Raw genomic sequence first — 17,435 nt, 5'->3', positions numbered from 1 at the left:
GCCGAGGGCGCGGTGGAGTTCCAGGGCCTGCTCCAGCAGGACGAGCGCCGCCGGGAAGTCACCAGTCAACTGCTTCATCCTGCCGAGTTCCGCCAGGGCGTACGTCTCACCCTCCTGGTCGCCGTGGAATCGGTAATGCGTCAGGGCCTGCTCCAGCAGGTTGGCCGCAGCCGGGTAGTCACCAGTCAGCCGCCGCACTGCCGCGAGCTCTGCCAGGGCGTAAGCCTCGCCGATGCGTTTACCGAGGGCGCGGTGGAGTTCCAGGGCCTGCCCCAGCAGGTCGGCCGCCGCCGGGAAGTCACCAATCACTCGCCGCACCACGCCGAGCTCTGCCAGGGTCTCAGCCTCACCAAGCTGGTCGCCGAGGGCGTGATAAAGGGTCAGGGCCTGCTGTAGCGATGCGGCCGCAGCCGGATAGTCGTCGATCAGCAGCCGTGCCACCCCATGCCCCTTTAGGGCCTCGGCCTGACTGTGGCGGTCGCCGTGCTGGCGCGCGGAAGTGACGACGAGTTGCTGCAGCGTGACGGCCAACTGCCAGGGACCTTCACGCGTGAGGAAGGTGATCATTGCCGTGACCAATCGGCTGACTCGGCGATGCTGGCCCTGTGCAGCGGCGTACCTGACGCAGGCGAGTATGTTGGGACTTTCGGTGCGCAGCCAGTTCAGAGATTGCGCAGAGGTGGTCAGCTTGGGCGTGTACGAATCCCTAGGTTTACGGGACAGGCCGAGCCGCTCGTTGATTGTCACCCTTTTGCTCTGGCGTGGGGCGGAGCCGGTGACGTGTTGGTCAGCGGTTTCGGCGACGTGCTCGTAGTAGCTCAGTAGCCGTTCGATGGCGTGCTCGCGGTCTTTGGCGGGGTCCTGTTGCGCCAGAGTTTGTGCGTAGGCACGTACCAGGTCGTGGAAGCGGTAACGGCCAGGGCCGGGCTCATCGATGAGGTGGTCGGCGCAGAGCGCCTGCAGCTGGCGGCGGGCTTGCGGTAGGGAAATGCGATTGATCGCGGCAGCAGCGTAAATGTCAATGTCCGGGCCGGGGTGTAGACCGAGTCGGCGAAATAGGCGCTGCTGATCATCGGACAGGTCGCGGTACGAGAGATCGAAGACGGCGGCCACCGCGCGGTCGCCCGCTGCGAGTTCGCTCAGCTGGTCCTGCAGGTCGGAGAAGGCAGCGGTGAACTGGGCAATGTTCCAGGCAGGGTGGTGGGCCAGTCGGCTGGCGAGTAGAGAGATCGCCAACGGCAGGTAACCGCACAACCGGACTGCCTCGGATATTGCTCCGGCGTCGGCCCCAGTTGCGTTGCGGCGGGCGAGCCGGCTGAACAGCAGCTCAGCTTCTGCCGGAGGCAGTGTGCTCAGGGGCAGCGGTACGGCGTTATCAACAGCGACCAAGCGCCGGCGGCTGGTGACCAGGACCAGGCAGCCGTCGCACGCAGGCAACAGGGGCTCGATCTGGGCGTGGGTGGCTGCATCGTCCAGGACCAGCAGCACCTTTTTGCCAGCGAGATGGTCACGCCAGAGCGCAGCACGCCCATCGAGCCCGTCGGGGATTTGCTGTGGGGCGATACCCCGCGAGACAAGGAGAGCAGCGAGGACATCCGAAGGATCGGCAGGGTACTGGCCGGGGGTGTGACTGTGCAGGTCGACGAACAACTGTCCGTCCGGAAAGCGGGAGGCGAGCAGGTAGGCGGCGCGGGTAGCCAGGGCGGTCTTGCCCACCCCGGGCATACCGTCGATCGTGTGGATGGCCAGCACCTGGGCCGGTCCGGCCGCAGCCAGGATCCGGTCCAGTTCGGCCTGGCGACCCGTGAACGCGGCGACATCGCGCGGTAGAGTCCGCGTCACTACCAGAGTCGTCGGCGCCGCATGGTAGTGGTTCTCCTGCTTGGCGTGGTCACCGACCACGAACGCTGCCGAACCATTGAAGGTGCTACTGGAAACGCCTTCAGGGGGGTGCGGAGTGGGGGTGGCCACGTGCCTATCCGAACGTATTGTTCTGCGTGTTGTGGTCTCCGAACTGCAGTGCCGTCGGGCCGTTGAAGGTATTGCCGGATACCACCCCGGAGCTGCCAGAGGGCGCGTATTGCTGGACTATGGCCCGTAGTTGGGCCGCCGACTGCTCCTGTTCGGCTCTACCTGCTGCTTCCAGCACCATGTGAATCCGTGTCTGCCAAGATGCCTCTTCACGGATCCGTATCCGTTCTGCCTGTGCCGGGTCGCCAGTCTGCAAGGCGGCAGCAGTCCGATCCAGGCGCTCAAGCTCCGTCTGTTCGCGTCCGCTGTCGTCCCGGCTGAACCAGCGCGCTACTGCCTGACGCAACCCGGCCCACGCGTCTGTCCCTGCCGCCTGTACAACAGCGCTGCCGCCAGCAGCAGCCAGCGCCGTCAACGCCTGCTCCAGCATCCCCTGCCCCCGATCGCTGCCCCTGCCAACACGGTAGCGACGCCAGCTGCATAAATCCTTAGGAACTGCTCGGCCGCCTCGCCGACCTCAAGCGCCAGGCCACCCACCAACTGGCCATCCTCGACGACGACGTACCGCCATCGAAGATGCCGTCCGTGCCATCGCGGAACCGTGACAGAGGTAGGCGATGGCGAGAAGGCACGGCAGCACACCTTCCGGCCTCGTGGATCAGGCCGGAGGACGTCGCCCCGTTAGGCTTCGCCAGCGCTCGCGGGCGGCCTCGAGCCCGCATCCATCCATGAGCACCGGCCACGTTGTTTCATCCTTGCTCTTCTACGCGCTTCCGGCTACGGCGGCGACGAGTGGGATCAGCTGGGCGAGCAGGGCGGTGGCCGCGGGATGGGTTTCGATGGTGCGGGTGAGGAAGAGCCCGGCGGCCTGTAGGCGGCGCAGGAAGGTTTGGGGGTCGGCGGGGCCGGGTGCGGTGAAGGCGTCGTCGACCTGGGCGAGGGCGGTGGAGACGGCTTGCCGGACGGCGGGGTCGTGGTGCTGGGGGAGTGCTTGCCGGATGGTGGCGACGTGGTCGCGGATGGCTTGGACGTCCTCGTCGTTGATGTGGATGGTCTGGTTGGTCTGCTGTACGTGGTAGCCGCCTGCGATGGGGCCGTGCTGGGTACCTCCGGAGATGTTGACGCCGATGAAGCCGTGCTCGTCGGGCGTGGCCATGCTCGTCCTCTCGTAGCGGGCTTTACTTGCGGCGCAGCGTGGTCAGGCGGGTGGCGGGCTGGGGGATGCGGTGCTGGCCTGTGGGCTGGAGGGGGTGCTGGGTTGGACGTTGGTCTGGTTGGTCTGGGCGACGGTGTGGCCGCCGGCGATGGAGCCGCTTTGGACGCCGCCGTTGATGATTACGCCGGTGTTGAAGACCTGGCTGACGCGGGCGGTGAACTCGTCGCTTTCCAGGCCTTTGCGTTCCAGGAGGTCCTGGACGGATGAGATGAGGCGGTGCTCGACGGCTTTGACGTACCGTTCGATGTCCAGGCGCTGGAAGATGTTTTGCGGGCTTGGTTGTGCGACCTGCTCGCGCAGTGAGTTGATGTGCAGGGGAGGTGCGGGCACGTCCCAGCCTTCGGCCTGGGCTTCGCTGCGCTCGGCCGGCTGGGGTTCTTTCCCCCACACCGGTCGGAAGCGGCGCGCGAGTTGCCACGCGTGGCGTGGCGCGGCGAGCAGGATGTCGCCGGGGATGGCGCGTAGCGCGCTGAGCACGCCGGCGTCGATGGTGCGGATCGACCAGCGGTACGTGCCCTGTACGGGGAGGAGGACCCGCACGGAGACTTCCAGGTAGAGGATGTCGCCGTGTGTGGTGGCCCGCACGAAGGTGGTGGTGCTGAGGTCTTCCTCCCAGCTGCCGACGCGGATGCCGAGCATGTGCCGGGCCTCTTCGTCTTCCTCGGCAAGGACGTCCCCGGGCGGCCGTTTGCCGATCAGGGCAGGGTGGCCCTGGGGTGCGAAGACGTAGTCCCGCATCGTGAGCTGCTGCAGGCGGGCGCCGGGCCTGGCCTCTCCGGCCCGGAATCGTTGCATGCCTTCACGGATGGCATCGATGACCTCGGTGTGGCTGAGCAGCGGTCCGCTGTCTTCGGGCGGCTTGACCAGCCGCAGATGCCCGGCCCCGGCAACCGGCGGCGCAGGGGGCGTGCGGCGCCGCAGCTGTGTGGCGAACGACCATGGCGGAAATTGCTCCAGCTCGCCGCCGGCACCGTAGAAGGCGTCGTCGGCGTACTCGACGTGTGTGACCTGCTCCAGCTGCGACAGCCGGCGCAAGCCCCGGGTGGTGGACGTTGCGATGCCGCCCCACAATTTCCGGGCTTCCGGTGGGCCGAGCCGCTTCGCGGTCCGGATCTCCTGCCAGCGCCGCCGGCGCGCCTTCCGCTCGGCAGCCGCCACCACGCCCCACCCGGCCGGCAGCCCCACGAGAACCCACGTGCCGGCCGCCTCAGCGGCCGCGGCCGGAGCCGACGACGCAGCAAGCCACGGCACCTGCTCGCCCACGCCGGACCACACCACGTAGACCAGCAAGGCCGCATAGACGGCAAGGGACAACGCAACGATCAACGTCAGCGCCGGCACCGCCAGCCGCCTCACATCCGACGGCTTCGGCACACTCAGCTGCAGCCGCCCGCTCCAGTACTTCCGCAGTCGCAACGCCGTGGCAACATAGACCACGAAAGCCGCCGAAACCGGCTCCACCCACAACGCCACCGCCAGCACGGCCACCGCCGCCAACTCCCGCGCCGCATCCAGCCGCTGCGCCCGGACGCAATGCCAGGCCACCGCTCCCGGATCCACCCCGTACGCGGGAGGAAGGAAACGCTCGGTCGGCAGTGTCAGACGCTGCAGGATGCCAGCCCGGAACGGTTGATGGTTGTAGGCGGCCGCGCACAGGAACCGGGTCACCCGGCTCACGCCGCTCCAAGATGCGCTCGTCCCTCCGACCGGCATGGCCGGATAAGCTTCCAGGCTCTCTTCGGACAGCTCCCCACCCCCCCTGCCCCACAGCCACGGTGTCAGCCGCAGCCAGGCGGGAACCGTACCCGTGTCGGTGAGCCCCCTACACCCCCACAGCCCAGACCGTTACAGACATGCCCAGCCCTGTGGAGACGCGTCACACGTCCCGGTGATCGGGAACCAGAATGGCCCCGGGGCGGCCCTACGATGTCGCACCATGAGCCATCTGCTGACCCTCGACAAGCCGTCCCATGCACGGATCCGGCGTCTGGGCACGCCTCGCGGCGTCTTCGCCGTGCTGGACGTCGAGCCGGACGGATACACCACGGACGAGGGGGTTGCCCTCTTGGTGCCCGGCTTCATGGGCAGCAAGGAGGACTTCCTGCCTATGCTGTCGGGCCTGGGCCGGGGCGGGTACCGCGTCCTGGCCGTCGACGGTCGCGGGCAGCACGAGACCGGCCCGGCCTCGCCGGATCCCAGGTACGGCAAGGGCGACCTGACACGTGATCTGGTAGCCGTGGTCCGTCAGCTCGACGCCGGCCCGGTCCATCTTCTCGGCCATTCCTACGGGGGACTCGTCGCCCGGGCGGCGGTCATCGAGACGGCCGGCGACCGGTCGTTGTGGGCCTCCCTCACGCTGATGAACTTCGGCCCGGGCGCGGTGTCGGCGGAACAGCAGGAACGGCTGCGGCTGCTGCTGGCGGGCCTGGATGCGATGACGCTGGAGGAGATCTGGCCGTTCATCGACAACCAGGAAGCCGATACTCCGCCCCGCGTACGGGAGTTCATGCGTCGGCGATGGCTGAAGAACATCCCCGAACACCTGGCTGCGGCGGCAGAGCAGATGCTGAACGAACCCGACCTCACCGCGCAACTGAGCGCCGTGGACATCGAGAAAGCCGTCATCTCCGGCTCCCCGGACGCCACGTGGCCGCCGCAGGCCGTCGAGGAGATGTCGCACCGCCTCGGGGCCCGTCTCACCCGGCTGCCAGGCGGCGGGCATTCGCCCAACGTGCACCGGCCGGACAAAGCCGCCGCGGCCCTGCTGGACTTCTGGGACCGCACCGACGGAAGGTGAGACCCCCTTGAGGCAACGCGGCGAGAACGTCCGATCACGTGCCTTCCCGGAGGTGACGCGCTCCAACGGCTGGGCGCGGTTCCCTCACCCCTGCGGCGGCGAAGATGTCGTCGACCACCTTTGACGGCGACGCCTGGCCGACGGCGATGAACCATTCCCGGCCCAGCAGCAGCCCGAACACCGCAGGCGGGAGCCGGATCAGCGTCCGCAGCACGGGGGCCAACCGGCCGGTCCCGGTCACCTGGGACCGGTGAGCGGCGAGCGCCGCTTGCTTCTGCCGGGCGAACCTCCTCACGTTCACCCGGTGGGTGATGACCGAGCGAGGGCTGTACGCCGTGCCGGGGGCCACGGCATCGTGCCGGAGGGGGATCCTCAGCCGGTCAACGAGCTTCAAACACCGGACGACCAGGTCACGCGGAATGGTCGCCTCGAGGACCCGCCCCACCCCGGCCAGGGCAGCCGCGCGCCTGCCGACCTCGTGCACTTTGACGTGGTCACGGTGGCCGTAGCCGCCGTTGGCGTCGTAGCTGAGCAGCAGCTCCGCCCGCTCCTCGAGGAGGATCTTGGCCAGCCGCTTGGCGGCTTCCTCGGGGTCGGCCCGTACGAAGCGCGTCCGGTCCGGCGGGTCCGGGTGCAGTACTTTCCCGTTCCCGCTGTCGGCGTATCCCAGGTGCACCACACGAGCCGCGCCGAGTACCGTGGCGCTGGCGCGAAGTTCCCCCATACGGGGCGGTTCGCCGTCTCCGGCGGGGCCGGTTGCACCATCGGTGGCGACGACGATCACCACGCGGTGGCCCTCGGCAGCGGCACGGGCCAAGGTGCCGCCCGTCATGAGCACCTCGTCATCGGGATGGGCGTGAAAGGCCACCACTGTTGCCATGGCTCTCATCCTGCCCTACCGGACACCCGCCTCCCTGCGTCGTCCGGTGACTGGCTGGCAGCGCGCCCGCGTCCGGCCAGTATCCGTCGAGGGGACTGACGGCGGCTCACGACACGTACCAGCCGCCGAGCCGGCCCACCCATCCAGGCACGCCCCGCACGCGTCGTCGCCCGGCCTGGATCCCCGTCTCCCAGGTGAGGATCTCGTCGGGGGCTCCCCATGCCTGGGCGGCCAGGGTGTTGATGCGTGCTTCGACGCTGCGCAGGTGCTGGCCGATCCGCTGGATCGCCAGGTTCGTCCCGCGCAGCCACAGGATCGCCAGCAGCAGGACGAGCACCGCGATGTAGATGCTCGGGGTGCCGAAGGTGAGCTTGTTCGACACGGCGAACAAGGCGGAGACGATGCCAGCGAACCCGATCATCTGCATGCGGGCCGCAATGCGCTGCGTGACCTCTTCGCGTAACGCCCGGTATTCCTCGAACAGGGCCGCTATCTCCTGATCGGTCCGGCGCTGCGGCACCTGCGGGGAGGTGGTGGTCGGGGGATTGGCGGCTCCCTGCAGTTCCATCTACGCTCCCGGGCGTCCACGCATCGACGATGCCGGTATACCCGTGGAGCATCGGGCCACACGGCGGTGAACCGTTCCGGGTTCGATAGGGACTCGATCCTCTCAAATGATCGAGTTCCTATCGAACCCGGAACAGTTCAGCTCATTCGAAGGCGCTGTAGGCGACCAGGTGATGCAGAGCAAGCGGCGGAGCTGGCTGTTCTTGGGTGTTGCCTTGGGACAGTCGGCGCACGATCATCTTGGCTTCGCTTCGGCACAGGCCGGCCAGGACGTCCCAGGTGGCCAGGCAATCGCCGAGGGCACTATGCGGGGCGATGTCATCGGAGGAGTACAAGACAGCCAGGTCCGCCAGCGCATTGCTGCCCCTGGAGCGGATTTGTTGGCTGATGCGCATCGGGTCCACGACCTGGAGCTTTTGGCCCAAGCGGTCGGTGAGTGTGGCGAGACCGTAACGCCGGCACTCTGCGTCGAGCACCGCCAGGTCGTAGGTGTAGTTGAAGACGACGAGCGTGGCACCCTCGATTATGTGTTTGGCCAGGGTGTTGGTCAGCGCATCGAGAGCCTCCAGGGGATCGAGGCCGCTACGGCGCACCAGCGCGTCGTCGATGCCGTGGATCTCGTACGCGTCGACCGGTATGGGGATCCCTGGGTTCACGAGAACGCTGTCCCAGGCCAGAGCCCGATGGTCAGCGAGTAGCCAGGCAGCTTCCACGATGCGGGCTGTGTCCGGGTACAGGCCTGTCGTCTCCAGGTCGAGCACGACAATCCGGTTGCCAGGAAACCAGCCCTCGGGCCGGCGCCCCTCTGCCGCGGCTTCTCCCAGATGCTTCTCGACCACACGCCGGTCCGCAGCACGGGCCAGTCCGCACAGCACCTGGGCTACCTCGGCCGGAGAGCTCATATGGTCAAGTCGGTCCAGCTGTCCGCGACTGTCTTCGGAACTGCCCAGAGAGTAGACGAACAACGCCGTGTCGCCGGCTGGCCGGGTCAGCCTTCCGATGACTGCCGTGAAGCGAACGCTGAGCGTGCCCCAGGACAGCAGAATTCGTTCACCGCAACTGGTTGTCTCTCCCGGCTTCAGAAGTTCTGCCCAGGCGAGAGCGTCACGGGCCAGGTCCCGTCGACGCAGGTCCTCTTGATGGCTGTCGGTCAGGTCAGGTTCGGTGCAGGCTCCGCCCCACTCGTGCGGCAGTGCCTCGATCAGTGCACGAAAGAAGGGGGCTGGGTTGCGAGGATCGAAGTGCATGCTTCCTGTCCTGATCGGGCTGGGGTCTGCTTTGCCCTGGGGGTTCGGATACTACGGCGCTAGCCGGCCCCGGACGTGTACGGGTGAGTACCGCTGGCCGTGACGGGGGTGCCCGATGTGGAATGGGCAAACAGCGGCTGTGGGAGCGGTGCGGCCCCCGACGCATTGGCCCACAGCCGCCTGCTTCTCTCTTGACCGAGAGAGGAGCCGCTCCTGTCCGCGACGTCCTGTGGCCGCCCCCAGCCGACGTGGAGTGATCCGGATGCAGCAGCAGGTACGCCCGGGAGAGGTGCTGATGGTGATTTTCCAAGGGCTGCACTCGCAGGCACGGGCCACTTTCCCGCACAGTGGAGGTCTGCCGCGCGCAGGTTCCGGGTCGTGCGCGTGCCTCCTCTGGCGGGTTCTCGCGGCGAATGGGTGGTGTCAGTGGTGGGGGGCAGAATGTGGTGCAGGGGAAGGAGTGGCCATGTCCACTGATGGGTCTGACCTGCGGGTACCTGCGCCCAGTGGCTGCCGGTGGTGCGGGGTCGACGAGCGTGAGCACATGCAGCGGTGGAAGCCGCCGGTGGGGTGGCACGAGTGGGTCGCGCCCACGCTGGAGCAACGCAAGGAGCGCATGCAAGCCCGCCGCCGGCAGGGCCGTTCCGGTTCCGGCGGCGGTCAGGCGCTGCGGGGCAGCTTCATGCGGCTAGCTTCCTGAGCTGTGCGAAAACGGTCCGCAGCTGCTCGGGTACGTCGGCGGGGTCGTCCAGGGCCATGGCGAGCTCGTACATCATCTCGGGCTTGCCACCCGGGCCGTCGGGACTGTGGGCTTGCAGCATTTCCTGGACTGATCCGCTGAACTTGCCCTGCCCGCGCAAGTCGGCGAAGTCCGATGCCGCCCAGGTGCCCTCGGCCTTCGCCCAGATCTTGTTGGCGACTCGGGCCCATACGTCGTCGTCGAAGATCTCTTCGAGTTCGTTGAACTTCTCTTGCTCAGAGGTGTCCTGATCGGGTTCGCCGAGGAATTTCACGTAGCGGGCGGCGTCGGGGCCGAAGAACTGGGTGAGCTTGGGGGTCTTGAAGATGCCCTTGCTCACGTTGCGGCTGTCGGCGTCGACGACCAGCATGATCGTGCGCCCGTGCTGGACGAGGTACCGCGCCAGGTGCAGGGCGCCCTCGTTGTTGAAGCAGGCCCACAAGGCGATGCCGGCGGCCTGCAGGGACATTCCCTCGCACAACCGGAACAGCAGCGGGAAGGCGCGCTGCTCGGTGTCGCCTTCCACGGCCAGGAAGCAGCGCTCGTGCAGCAGCACGGAGTTCCGCAGCCCGACGGCTGCCGCGATCTTGCCCAGGTGCGCGTCGATGTCGTCGCCGAGGAGGCCGGCGCCGAGCCGTTCCACCACGGTGCGGTGGTTGTCCAGTTTCAGGTGCACGACGTCGGAGATGTCGACGCCGTCGATGAGGTTCATGGAGTGGGTGGCCACCAGAACGCTGACGTTCGGGATGGCGCTCTGCTCCCGGATCAGCTGCATGATCTTGCGCTGATGGGTGTAGTCCAGGTGCGTGTCTGGCTCGTCGTAGACCACGATCGTCTGCACGGGCGGCGGCTCGGGAGCCTCGCCGTCGGCCGGTTCCGCGGTGGGGGCGGTGCTCTCTTCTTCCGCGAGCAGTTCGCTGGTCCACTCCCAGATGGCCAGCGACACGCGCCGGTTACTGCCCAGTCCGGACCGGTCCAGGCCCACCGCCTCGCCGGCAATACGGGCGATGCGCAGCGGTGCGCCGCGGAATCCCTGCTGGAAGGAGACGTCGGGCTCGACGAAGACCTCCGCCAGATCAGGGCATCGGCTCTGGATGTGGTCGCACAGGGACTTGGCATCGATACGCAGCCGGTCCTTGACCTCGTCCTCGATCGCGCTGAGCTTGCCCTTGAGCTCCGGGTCGGCCATGTGGCTCTGGAACCGGCCGACCAAGGCGGTCTTGACCGCGTCGTCAGGCCGGGCCGACTTGCCGTCGAACGACAAGAACCGCGGCATGCGCTTGTCGAGGCCGGCTGGGGCGGGCATCCAGTCCTCGCTGCTGGCGTGTTCACGCCCATACACCTTCAAAGCCTGCACCAGGTCCGCCTTCAGCGTGGACGCGGGGGACAGCCCGAACTCCGCGACCATGCCCCGCAGCGCCGGCACCTGATATTGGGACAGGTCACGCAGGCGTTCGTCGTCCGGCAGCGCCCCCCAGATCTCCAGACGGGAAACGAGATCCTCCCCGGCCCGCCGGCGCAGCTGCACCTGCTGGGGCAGTTCGAACTGTTCCTGCTCGACAGCATCGAGAGTGAACGTGCCGGACACACTGGTGCTCTCGCACCGCACCGGCGACGCGGGCTCGCCATCGCTGTCCGTGGCCAGGTAGGAGCGGTCGTCCTCTGACAGGGAGTGCACGCCCAGCAGGAACGCCAAGGCATCCAGCAGGGCACTCTTGCCGCCGTCGTTGTGCCCGGCCAGGATGGTCGGCTTGCTCACCGGGATATCTGTGACCTCGGTCAACGAGCGGAAACCGCTGACGCTGAAGCTGTTCAAGTGCACTGCGCGACCGCTCCCAGTCCCGCACCGGACACTCCCTCGCGAGCACGCAACTGCCGCCCCCTCAGGTGCCTGGCGCTTCATCCCGACCCCGAGCGGCCCATCCTAGAGCGTCCGTCGCATCATCACCGTCAATCTCACCGAACACCCGATACCGCCACACACCCCCCTGCCCGAAATCCTCGCCTACTACCGGGAAGACCCCACAGACCTGATCGATAGGTAATCTTCTGATTCGCAGAAAAGTTCCCGTGATGGGGGTGACTGTCGATACGGTCACCGGCCATGAGGATCCTGCACACCTCCGACTGGCATCTGGGCCGCCAACTGCATCGCGAGCCCCTCCTGGACGCCCAGCGCACCTTCCTTGAGCACCTGCTGAAGACGGTGCGACAAGAACAGGTGCAGGTGGTGGCCGTCGCAGGAGACGTGTTCGATCGAGCCATCCCGCCGCTGGACGCGATCGACCTGTTCAAAAGGACCCTCGAAGCACTCGCCGACCTCCAGGTCCCACTCGTCATGATCAGCGGCAACCACGACTCGCCGCGACGACTCGGCGTCAACGGCCGACTGATCGAACACGCCGGGATCCACCTGCGCACCGGCGTAGAGGACTGCGCCCGCCCTGTCGTCCTGCACGACGAACACGGACCCGTCGCGTTCTACGGCCTGCCCTACCTGGAACCCGGCCTGGTCCACGCCCACTTCGGCACCGAACGCCCCAGCCACCAGGCCGTCCTCGACGCGGCCATGGACCAGGTTCGCGCGGACCTGACCACACGTCCTCCCGGCACCCGGTCGGTGGTCCTCGCTCACGCCTTCGTCACCGGAGCGGACACCAGCGACAGCGAACGTGACATCACCGCAGGCGGCGTCCCGTCCGTGGCCGCCTCGGTCTTCGCCGGAGTGGACTACGTGGCCCTGGGGCACCTGCACCGCTGCCAGGAGGTCAGCGAGCGCATCCGCTACAGCGGATCCCCACTGGCCTACTCGTTCTCCGAGGCCGAGCACCCCAAGGCCATGTGGCTGGTCGACCTCGAGGCCGACGCCACCCTCACCGCGCGCAAGATCTTGTGCCCGGTCCCGCGGCGCCTGCGCCAGCTGACCGGCACCCTGCACTCCCTGCTCACCGGCGTCGAATACGACGACTACGAGGACTGCTGGTTGCACGTCACCCTGACCGACCCTGACCGGCCCCACATGGCGATGGAACAGGTGCGCCAGCGCTTCGCACACACTCTGAAGCTGAGCTTCGCCCAGGACCGCCGCACCACGGAAGAGTCCTACCGGGCCCGCATCAACGGCCGCACCCCACACGAGATCACACTGGGCTTCCTCGACCACGTCACCGGTATCCCGGCCACTCGCTCGGAACGGGACCTCCTGCACGAAGGACTGGAAAGCGTCCGCACCACAGCCGCGGCCCGAGAGGTCAACTGATGTACCTGCACCACCTGACCGTTCAGGCATTCGGCCCCTTCGCTGGCACCGAACACGTCGACTTCGACGCCCTCGCCGGTTCCGGCCTGTTCCTGCTGCGAGGCGACACCGGCGCCGGCAAGACCAGCGTCCTGGACGCAGTCTGCTTCGCCCTCTACGGCAGCGTGCCCGGCGTCCGCCCCACCCACCGGCTGCGCAGCGACCACGCCCCACAGGACATACGAACCCGGGTGGTCCTGGAGTTCAGTGCCGCCGGTCGCCGCCTGCGGATCACCCGAACCCCCAAACAGACCTACGCGAGCCCACGCGCGAAGAACGGCACCGCCACGGCTGAGGCCACCGTGCAGATCCACCAGCTGACCGGCGCCGCGGACGATCCCGCTGCCTGGGAGCCGGTCTGCGCCACCCACCAGGACGCCGCCCGGGAAATCGAGGCGGCCCTGGGACTGTCCAAGGAGCAGTTCTGCCAAGTCGTCCTCCTGCCCCAAGGCGACTTCGCGAAATTCCTCCGCGCCGACGCCAAGGAACGCGCCTCCCTGCTCCGCAGACTCTTCGACACCTCCCAGTACCAGAACCTGCAGGAATGGCTCGGCAACCGCAGCAAGACCACCAAGAAGGACCTCGACGAGGTCACCTCCGCCGTACAGCAGCTCAGCGACCGCATCGACCAGGAAGCCGGCCCCGACCTCCAGCAGCCCGACACCGGCGACGGCCGACCCGCCCGCCCCGACGCGCAGCACCCCGCAGACGTTCTCCTGTGGGCCCAGAGCCTGCTCACCCGCGCCCACCAAACCCACACCGCCGCCCAAGAGGACGAGAAGCTCAGCGACGACACCCACAAGACGGCCAAGCTGAACCACCAGCGCGCCATCGAAAACGAGGCCCTCCAGCGCCGCCACACCCAGGCCCTCACACAACGCGAAGCCCTGGACCACAAGGCCGCAGGTCACCCACGACTGCGCGAACAGCTCGAACAGGGACGCCGCGCCGAACCGCTCCGCACCCTGCTCGACGGCCTGCAGCACACCGCCCTCGCCCTCACCCAGGCACAAACCGACGAGGACAACGCCCGCACCCTGCTGGACCCCGCCCACACGCACGCCGAGATCCCTCAGCTGCAGCAGGCCCTCGAAGCACACCACACCGAGCGAGGCCGCGTCCAAGGACTGCTCCCGGAAGAGCAGCGCCACGCCGAGCTGGGTGACCAGGTGGCCGAGCTGAGCCAGAAGGAGGAGCAAGCTCAAGCCGAACACGACGAGGCCGCCCAGTGGCTGGAGGCGTGGCCCGCCCAGGAGGCCGAGCACACCGGCCGCATCGAGACCCTGGCAAAAGCAGCAGACCAGGTACCTCAACTCGAACAGACCATCCAGACCCTTCAGGCGCAGCTCACCGCGGCCCGCAGCCGCGACGCCCTCGCCACGCGGCTCGCCACGGCCGAAGAAACCGAGACCCAGCGCCAGGCAGAAGCGCTGCAAGCCAAGGACGACTGGCTCGACCTGCGTGAACGCCGCCTCGACGGCATGGCCGGCGAACTGGCTGCCGACCTCACCGACGGCACCGCCTGCTCAGTGTGCGGCTCCACCGTCCACCCGGCCCCGGCACAGCTGCGAGCCGACCAGCCCACCCGTGAGGACGAAGAAAAGGCCCGCAAGGTCCACGAACAAGCCGAAGAAGCACACAACCATGCCGCCCGGGCCCGCAACGACCTCGCCGAACAGCATGCCCAGGCTCTCGGGGCAGCCGGAACAACGCCAGCCGACCAGGTCCACACGCAGCTGCAGGACGCCCGCGCCACCCACCAGACCGCCTGCGACCAAGCCGGCCAGCTGACCCCGGCGCGAGAAGAACTGGCCCGGCTCCGGACCGAATGCGACACCCGCACCCTGCAGCGCCAAGAGGCCAAGGACCGCCTGACCGAATGCCAGACACGCCACAAGGCTCTGGCGCAGCAGCAGCAAACCATCGCCGTCACCCTGGACGCGGCCCGGGGAAGCGCGGCGACCCTCGAGGACCGCATCGCCGAGCTCACCCGCGGGGCAGAGCACCTGACCAGCGCCATCGACGCCGCACAGGCGACCGCTACCGCAGCCGGCCGCCTCCGCGACGCCCACACCGCAGCCGACGACGCAGCCCGAAACGCCGGCTTTCCCACCCGCGAAGATGCCGCCGCCGCGCTGCAGCCCGCCGAGCTCCTGCAGCGGTGGCACGAGGAACTCGAGCAGTGGGACAAGGACGACGCCGTCGTCACCGACACCCTGAAAACACCGGAGCTGATCGAGGCCAGCCTCCAGCCTCCCGCCGACCCGCAAGCCGCCGCAGAAGCGCTCCTGCAGGCCGAGACACGCGTCAAGACCAGCGCTGGCGCCTCACAGCAAGCACACCGCCGCGCCACCGCCCTGACCGCGCTCGTCGGCGACCTCGAGGCCCGCCTGACCGACATCGCACCCCTCCAGGCCCGCCACGCCATGGAAGACCGTCTGGCCGGCATCGCCTCAGCCACCAGCGCAGCCAACACGCTCAACATGGAACTGGAGGCCTACGTCCTCGCGGCCCGCCTGGAGGAAATCGCCGAAGCCGCCAACACCCGCCTGCTGAGCATGACCAACGACCGCTACCTCCTGGTGCACACCGACGAGAAGGAAGCCGGCCGCCGTGGACGCCTCAAGAACGGACTGAGCCTGCGCGTCTACGACAACTGGACCAGCACCGAACGCGAGACATCCACCCTGTCCGGCGGTGAAACCTTCACCGCCTCCCTCGCACTGGCCCTGGGCCTGGCCGACGTCGTCACCCAGGAAGCCAGCGGCCGCCCCCTGGGAACCCTGTTCATCGACGAAGGCTTCGGCACCCTCGACGAGCAGAACCTCCAGGACGTCATGGACGTACTCGACCAGCTGCGCGCCGGCAACCGAGCAGTCGGGATCATCAGCCACGTCGCCGAACTCGGCCGCCGCATCCCCAGCCAGCTCAGCGTGACCAAGAACCGCAACGGCTCCACCCTGCGCCCGGTGGTCCACGCCGACCTGTGACCCCGATGCTCGCCCTTCCTCGCGGCTGCCCCGCACCAGGGGCGGCCTCGACCAGAGCACGCCGGAGACCCGCCTACGAAACCGGCCGCCTGCCCCCAATGGCCCCGGACTACCGAGGAAGATAGATCAGGCAACGTCCCGATAGACACACCCACAGCCCGCCCCACGGCAGGAGAGCATGCCGACCGCAGACCTCGAGCTCCGGCCTCATCAGAAGGAAGCCGTCGCTGCCACCGCCGCCGTCCTACGAGACCAGCCCCGCGCCGCGGTCATCGCCGCCTGCGGCACCGGAAAGACCCTGATCGCCGCCCGCACCACCCACCGCGTCGCTGCCCGCGGCCGCGTCCTGGTCCTCGTGCCCACCCTGGACCTGCTCTCCCAGACCGCCAGGGTCTGGCGCGCCGCCGGCCGCAGCAAAGGCCCCGTCGTCGCGGTCTGCTCCGCCCGCCAGGCCCTGGACCACGAACCGGTCGGCGCCGAGACCCCGATGACCACCTCGGCCAGCGATCTCACCGCCTGGACCACCACCGCTGGCCCGGTCACCGTCTACGCCACCTACGCCTCCCTGCCCGCCGTCGTCGCCGCCCACCGCGACCACCACCTGCCAGCCTGGGACCTGGTCGTCGTCGACGAGGCCCACCGTACCGCCGGCCGCCTCGGCAAAGCCTGGGCTGCCATCCACCACGACGACCAGGTCCCCGCCGCCCGCCGCCTCTACCTCACCGCCACCCCCCGCATCTGGGACCGCGAGGACGACACCGACGAACCGGTGGCCTCCATGGACGACGAGACCGTCTTCGGCCCCGTCGCCTACCGCCTCACCCTCTCCGACGCCATCGACCTGGGCCTGCTCGCCGACTACCAGATCCTTGTGCCCGTCATCGACAACACCGACCTGCGCGACTGGCTCGCCACCGGCCCGAACGCCGGTGCCGACGGCCTGCGTCTGGCCGGCCGCCAGGTCGCCGTCCTGCGCGCCATCGCCGACCACCGGCTGCGCCGCGTCCTGACCTTCCACCACCGCATCGCCGACGCCCGCGCGTTTGCCACCTCTCTGACCGACACCGCCGCCACCCTGCCCACCGCGATGCGGCCCCAAGGACTGTGGACGGACTGGATCAGCGGCGACCACCCACCCCAGGCACGCCGCCGCATGCTCCTGGAATTCGCCCAGCACCCCGCCGACACCCCCGCAGTCCTGGCCAACGCCCGCGTTCTCGGCGAAGGCATCGACGTCCCCGCCATCGACGCCGTTGCCTTCGCCGACCCCAAAAACAGCCCCATCGACACCGTCCAGGCCGTCGGCCGCGCCCTGCGTCAAACCCCCGGCGCCGGCAAGAAAGCCACCCTCATCGTCCCCGTCTACCTCACCCCCGACGAGGACCCCGACGACCTCCTCAACAACGACGCCTACACCCCCCTGTGGCGCACCCTCCAAGCCCTCCGCGCCCACGACAACCGCCTCGAAGCCCGCCTCGCCGACCCCCGCACCCAGCGCCCCTCCCTGACCGCCCCCACCGACGATCCCGACGCCTGGCTCCACTTCGAACCCCCCACCCGCGGCGACGACATCGCCCTCGCCCTCTCGTTGCGCGTCCTCGCCCCCAAAAGCGCCGAATGGCGCCGGGGCCTGACCGCCGCCCGCCGCTACCACCGCACTCACCACCACCTCGACGTCCCCCAAACCTACGAAGACACCACCGGCTACCCCCTCGGCCGCTGGCTCACCT

General features: G+C 68.5%; 13 protein-coding genes. 5 read left to right on the top strand and 8 right to left on the bottom strand.

Annotated elements, in window-relative coordinates; all coding sequences use genetic code 11:
- The 4 genes from ACFW3D_RS32120 to ACFW3D_RS32105 form a co-directional block, all read right to left on the bottom strand.
- On the bottom strand, positions 1-1,971 hold a 1,971-nt coding region (locus ACFW3D_RS32120; protein WP_500510198.1), incomplete at its 3' end, for an ATP-binding protein.
- A gap of 4 nt (positions 1,972-1,975) precedes the next feature.
- The gene (locus ACFW3D_RS32115) at positions 1,976-2,401 is read right to left on the bottom strand and encodes a hypothetical protein (protein WP_500510196.1); all 426 of its coding nucleotides are present in this window, start codon (positions 2,399-2,401) and stop codon (positions 1,976-1,978) included.
- Positions 2,402-2,734: 333 nt separating this feature from the next.
- Entirely contained in the window at positions 2,735-3,127 is a 393-nt protein-coding gene (locus tag ACFW3D_RS32110) for a hypothetical protein (RefSeq protein ID WP_500510194.1), read from the bottom strand.
- Positions 3,128-3,169: 42 nt separating this feature from the next.
- Complete coding sequence (locus tag ACFW3D_RS32105) at positions 3,170-4,864, bottom strand: AbeC-like domain-containing protein (RefSeq protein ID WP_500510192.1); 1,695 nt, start codon at positions 4,862-4,864, stop codon at positions 3,170-3,172.
- A 259-nt stretch (positions 4,865-5,123) separates the two neighbouring features.
- On the opposite strand from ACFW3D_RS32105, the gene ACFW3D_RS32100 reads away from it, so the two are divergent.
- Complete coding sequence (locus ACFW3D_RS32100; RefSeq protein ID WP_500510190.1) at positions 5,124-5,984, top strand: alpha/beta fold hydrolase; 861 nt, start codon at positions 5,124-5,126, stop codon at positions 5,982-5,984.
- 34 nt (positions 5,985-6,018) lie between these two features.
- Here ACFW3D_RS32100 and ACFW3D_RS32095 read toward each other — a convergent pair whose 3' ends face one another.
- The 3 genes from ACFW3D_RS32095 to ACFW3D_RS32085 all read right to left on the bottom strand — a co-directional run bounded on the left by ACFW3D_RS32095 (position 6,019) and on the right by ACFW3D_RS32085 (position 8,678).
- Positions 6,019-6,864, bottom strand: coding sequence for a PIG-L deacetylase family protein (locus tag ACFW3D_RS32095; protein WP_500510188.1), 846 nt, complete (start codon positions 6,862-6,864; stop codon positions 6,019-6,021).
- A gap of 106 nt (positions 6,865-6,970) precedes the next feature.
- Complete coding sequence (locus ACFW3D_RS32090; RefSeq protein WP_500510185.1) at positions 6,971-7,432, bottom strand: hypothetical protein; 462 nt, start codon at positions 7,430-7,432, stop codon at positions 6,971-6,973.
- Positions 7,433-7,574: 142 nt separating this feature from the next.
- Positions 7,575-8,678, bottom strand: coding sequence for a 3'-5' exonuclease (locus tag ACFW3D_RS32085; protein WP_500510183.1), 1,104 nt, complete (start codon positions 8,676-8,678; stop codon positions 7,575-7,577).
- Positions 8,679-9,144: 466 nt separating this feature from the next.
- Here ACFW3D_RS32085 and ACFW3D_RS32080 point away from each other — a divergent pair, with 466 nt between their 5' ends.
- Positions 9,145-9,378, top strand: a complete 234-nt coding sequence (locus tag ACFW3D_RS32080) for a hypothetical protein (protein ID WP_500510180.1) — start codon at positions 9,145-9,147, stop codon at positions 9,376-9,378.
- Here the strand turns inward: ACFW3D_RS32080 and ACFW3D_RS32075 are convergent.
- Positions 9,359-11,239, bottom strand: a complete 1,881-nt coding sequence (locus tag ACFW3D_RS32075; RefSeq protein WP_500510178.1) for an AAA family ATPase — start codon at positions 11,237-11,239, stop codon at positions 9,359-9,361. The genes ACFW3D_RS32080 and ACFW3D_RS32075 overlap by 20 nt on opposite strands.
- Positions 11,240-11,521: 282 nt before the next feature.
- Between ACFW3D_RS32075 and ACFW3D_RS32070 the strand changes: the two genes are divergently transcribed.
- The 3 genes from ACFW3D_RS32070 to ACFW3D_RS32060 all read left to right on the top strand — a co-directional run.
- Positions 11,522-12,676 (top strand): exonuclease SbcCD subunit D, encoded by a 1,155-nt coding sequence (locus tag ACFW3D_RS32070; protein WP_500510176.1) that lies wholly within the window; start codon positions 11,522-11,524, stop codon positions 12,674-12,676.
- On the top strand, positions 12,676-15,705 hold the full coding sequence (locus ACFW3D_RS32065; RefSeq protein ID WP_500510173.1) for an AAA family ATPase: 3,030 nt from the start codon (positions 12,676-12,678) through the stop codon (positions 15,703-15,705). The genes ACFW3D_RS32070 and ACFW3D_RS32065 overlap by 1 nt, the downstream gene beginning before the upstream one ends.
- Before the next feature lie 178 nt (positions 15,706-15,883).
- On the top strand, positions 15,884-17,435 hold a 1,552-nt coding region (locus ACFW3D_RS32060), incomplete at its 3' end, for a helicase associated domain-containing protein (RefSeq protein WP_500510170.1).

This window comes from Streptomyces sp. NPDC058864 (genome assembly GCF_042742985.1).
Taxonomy (GTDB): domain Bacteria; phylum Actinomycetota; class Actinomycetes; order Streptomycetales; family Streptomycetaceae; genus Actinacidiphila.
The sequence above is the reverse complement of the archived record's forward strand: the minus strand, read 5'-3'. Positions and strand labels throughout refer to the sequence as shown.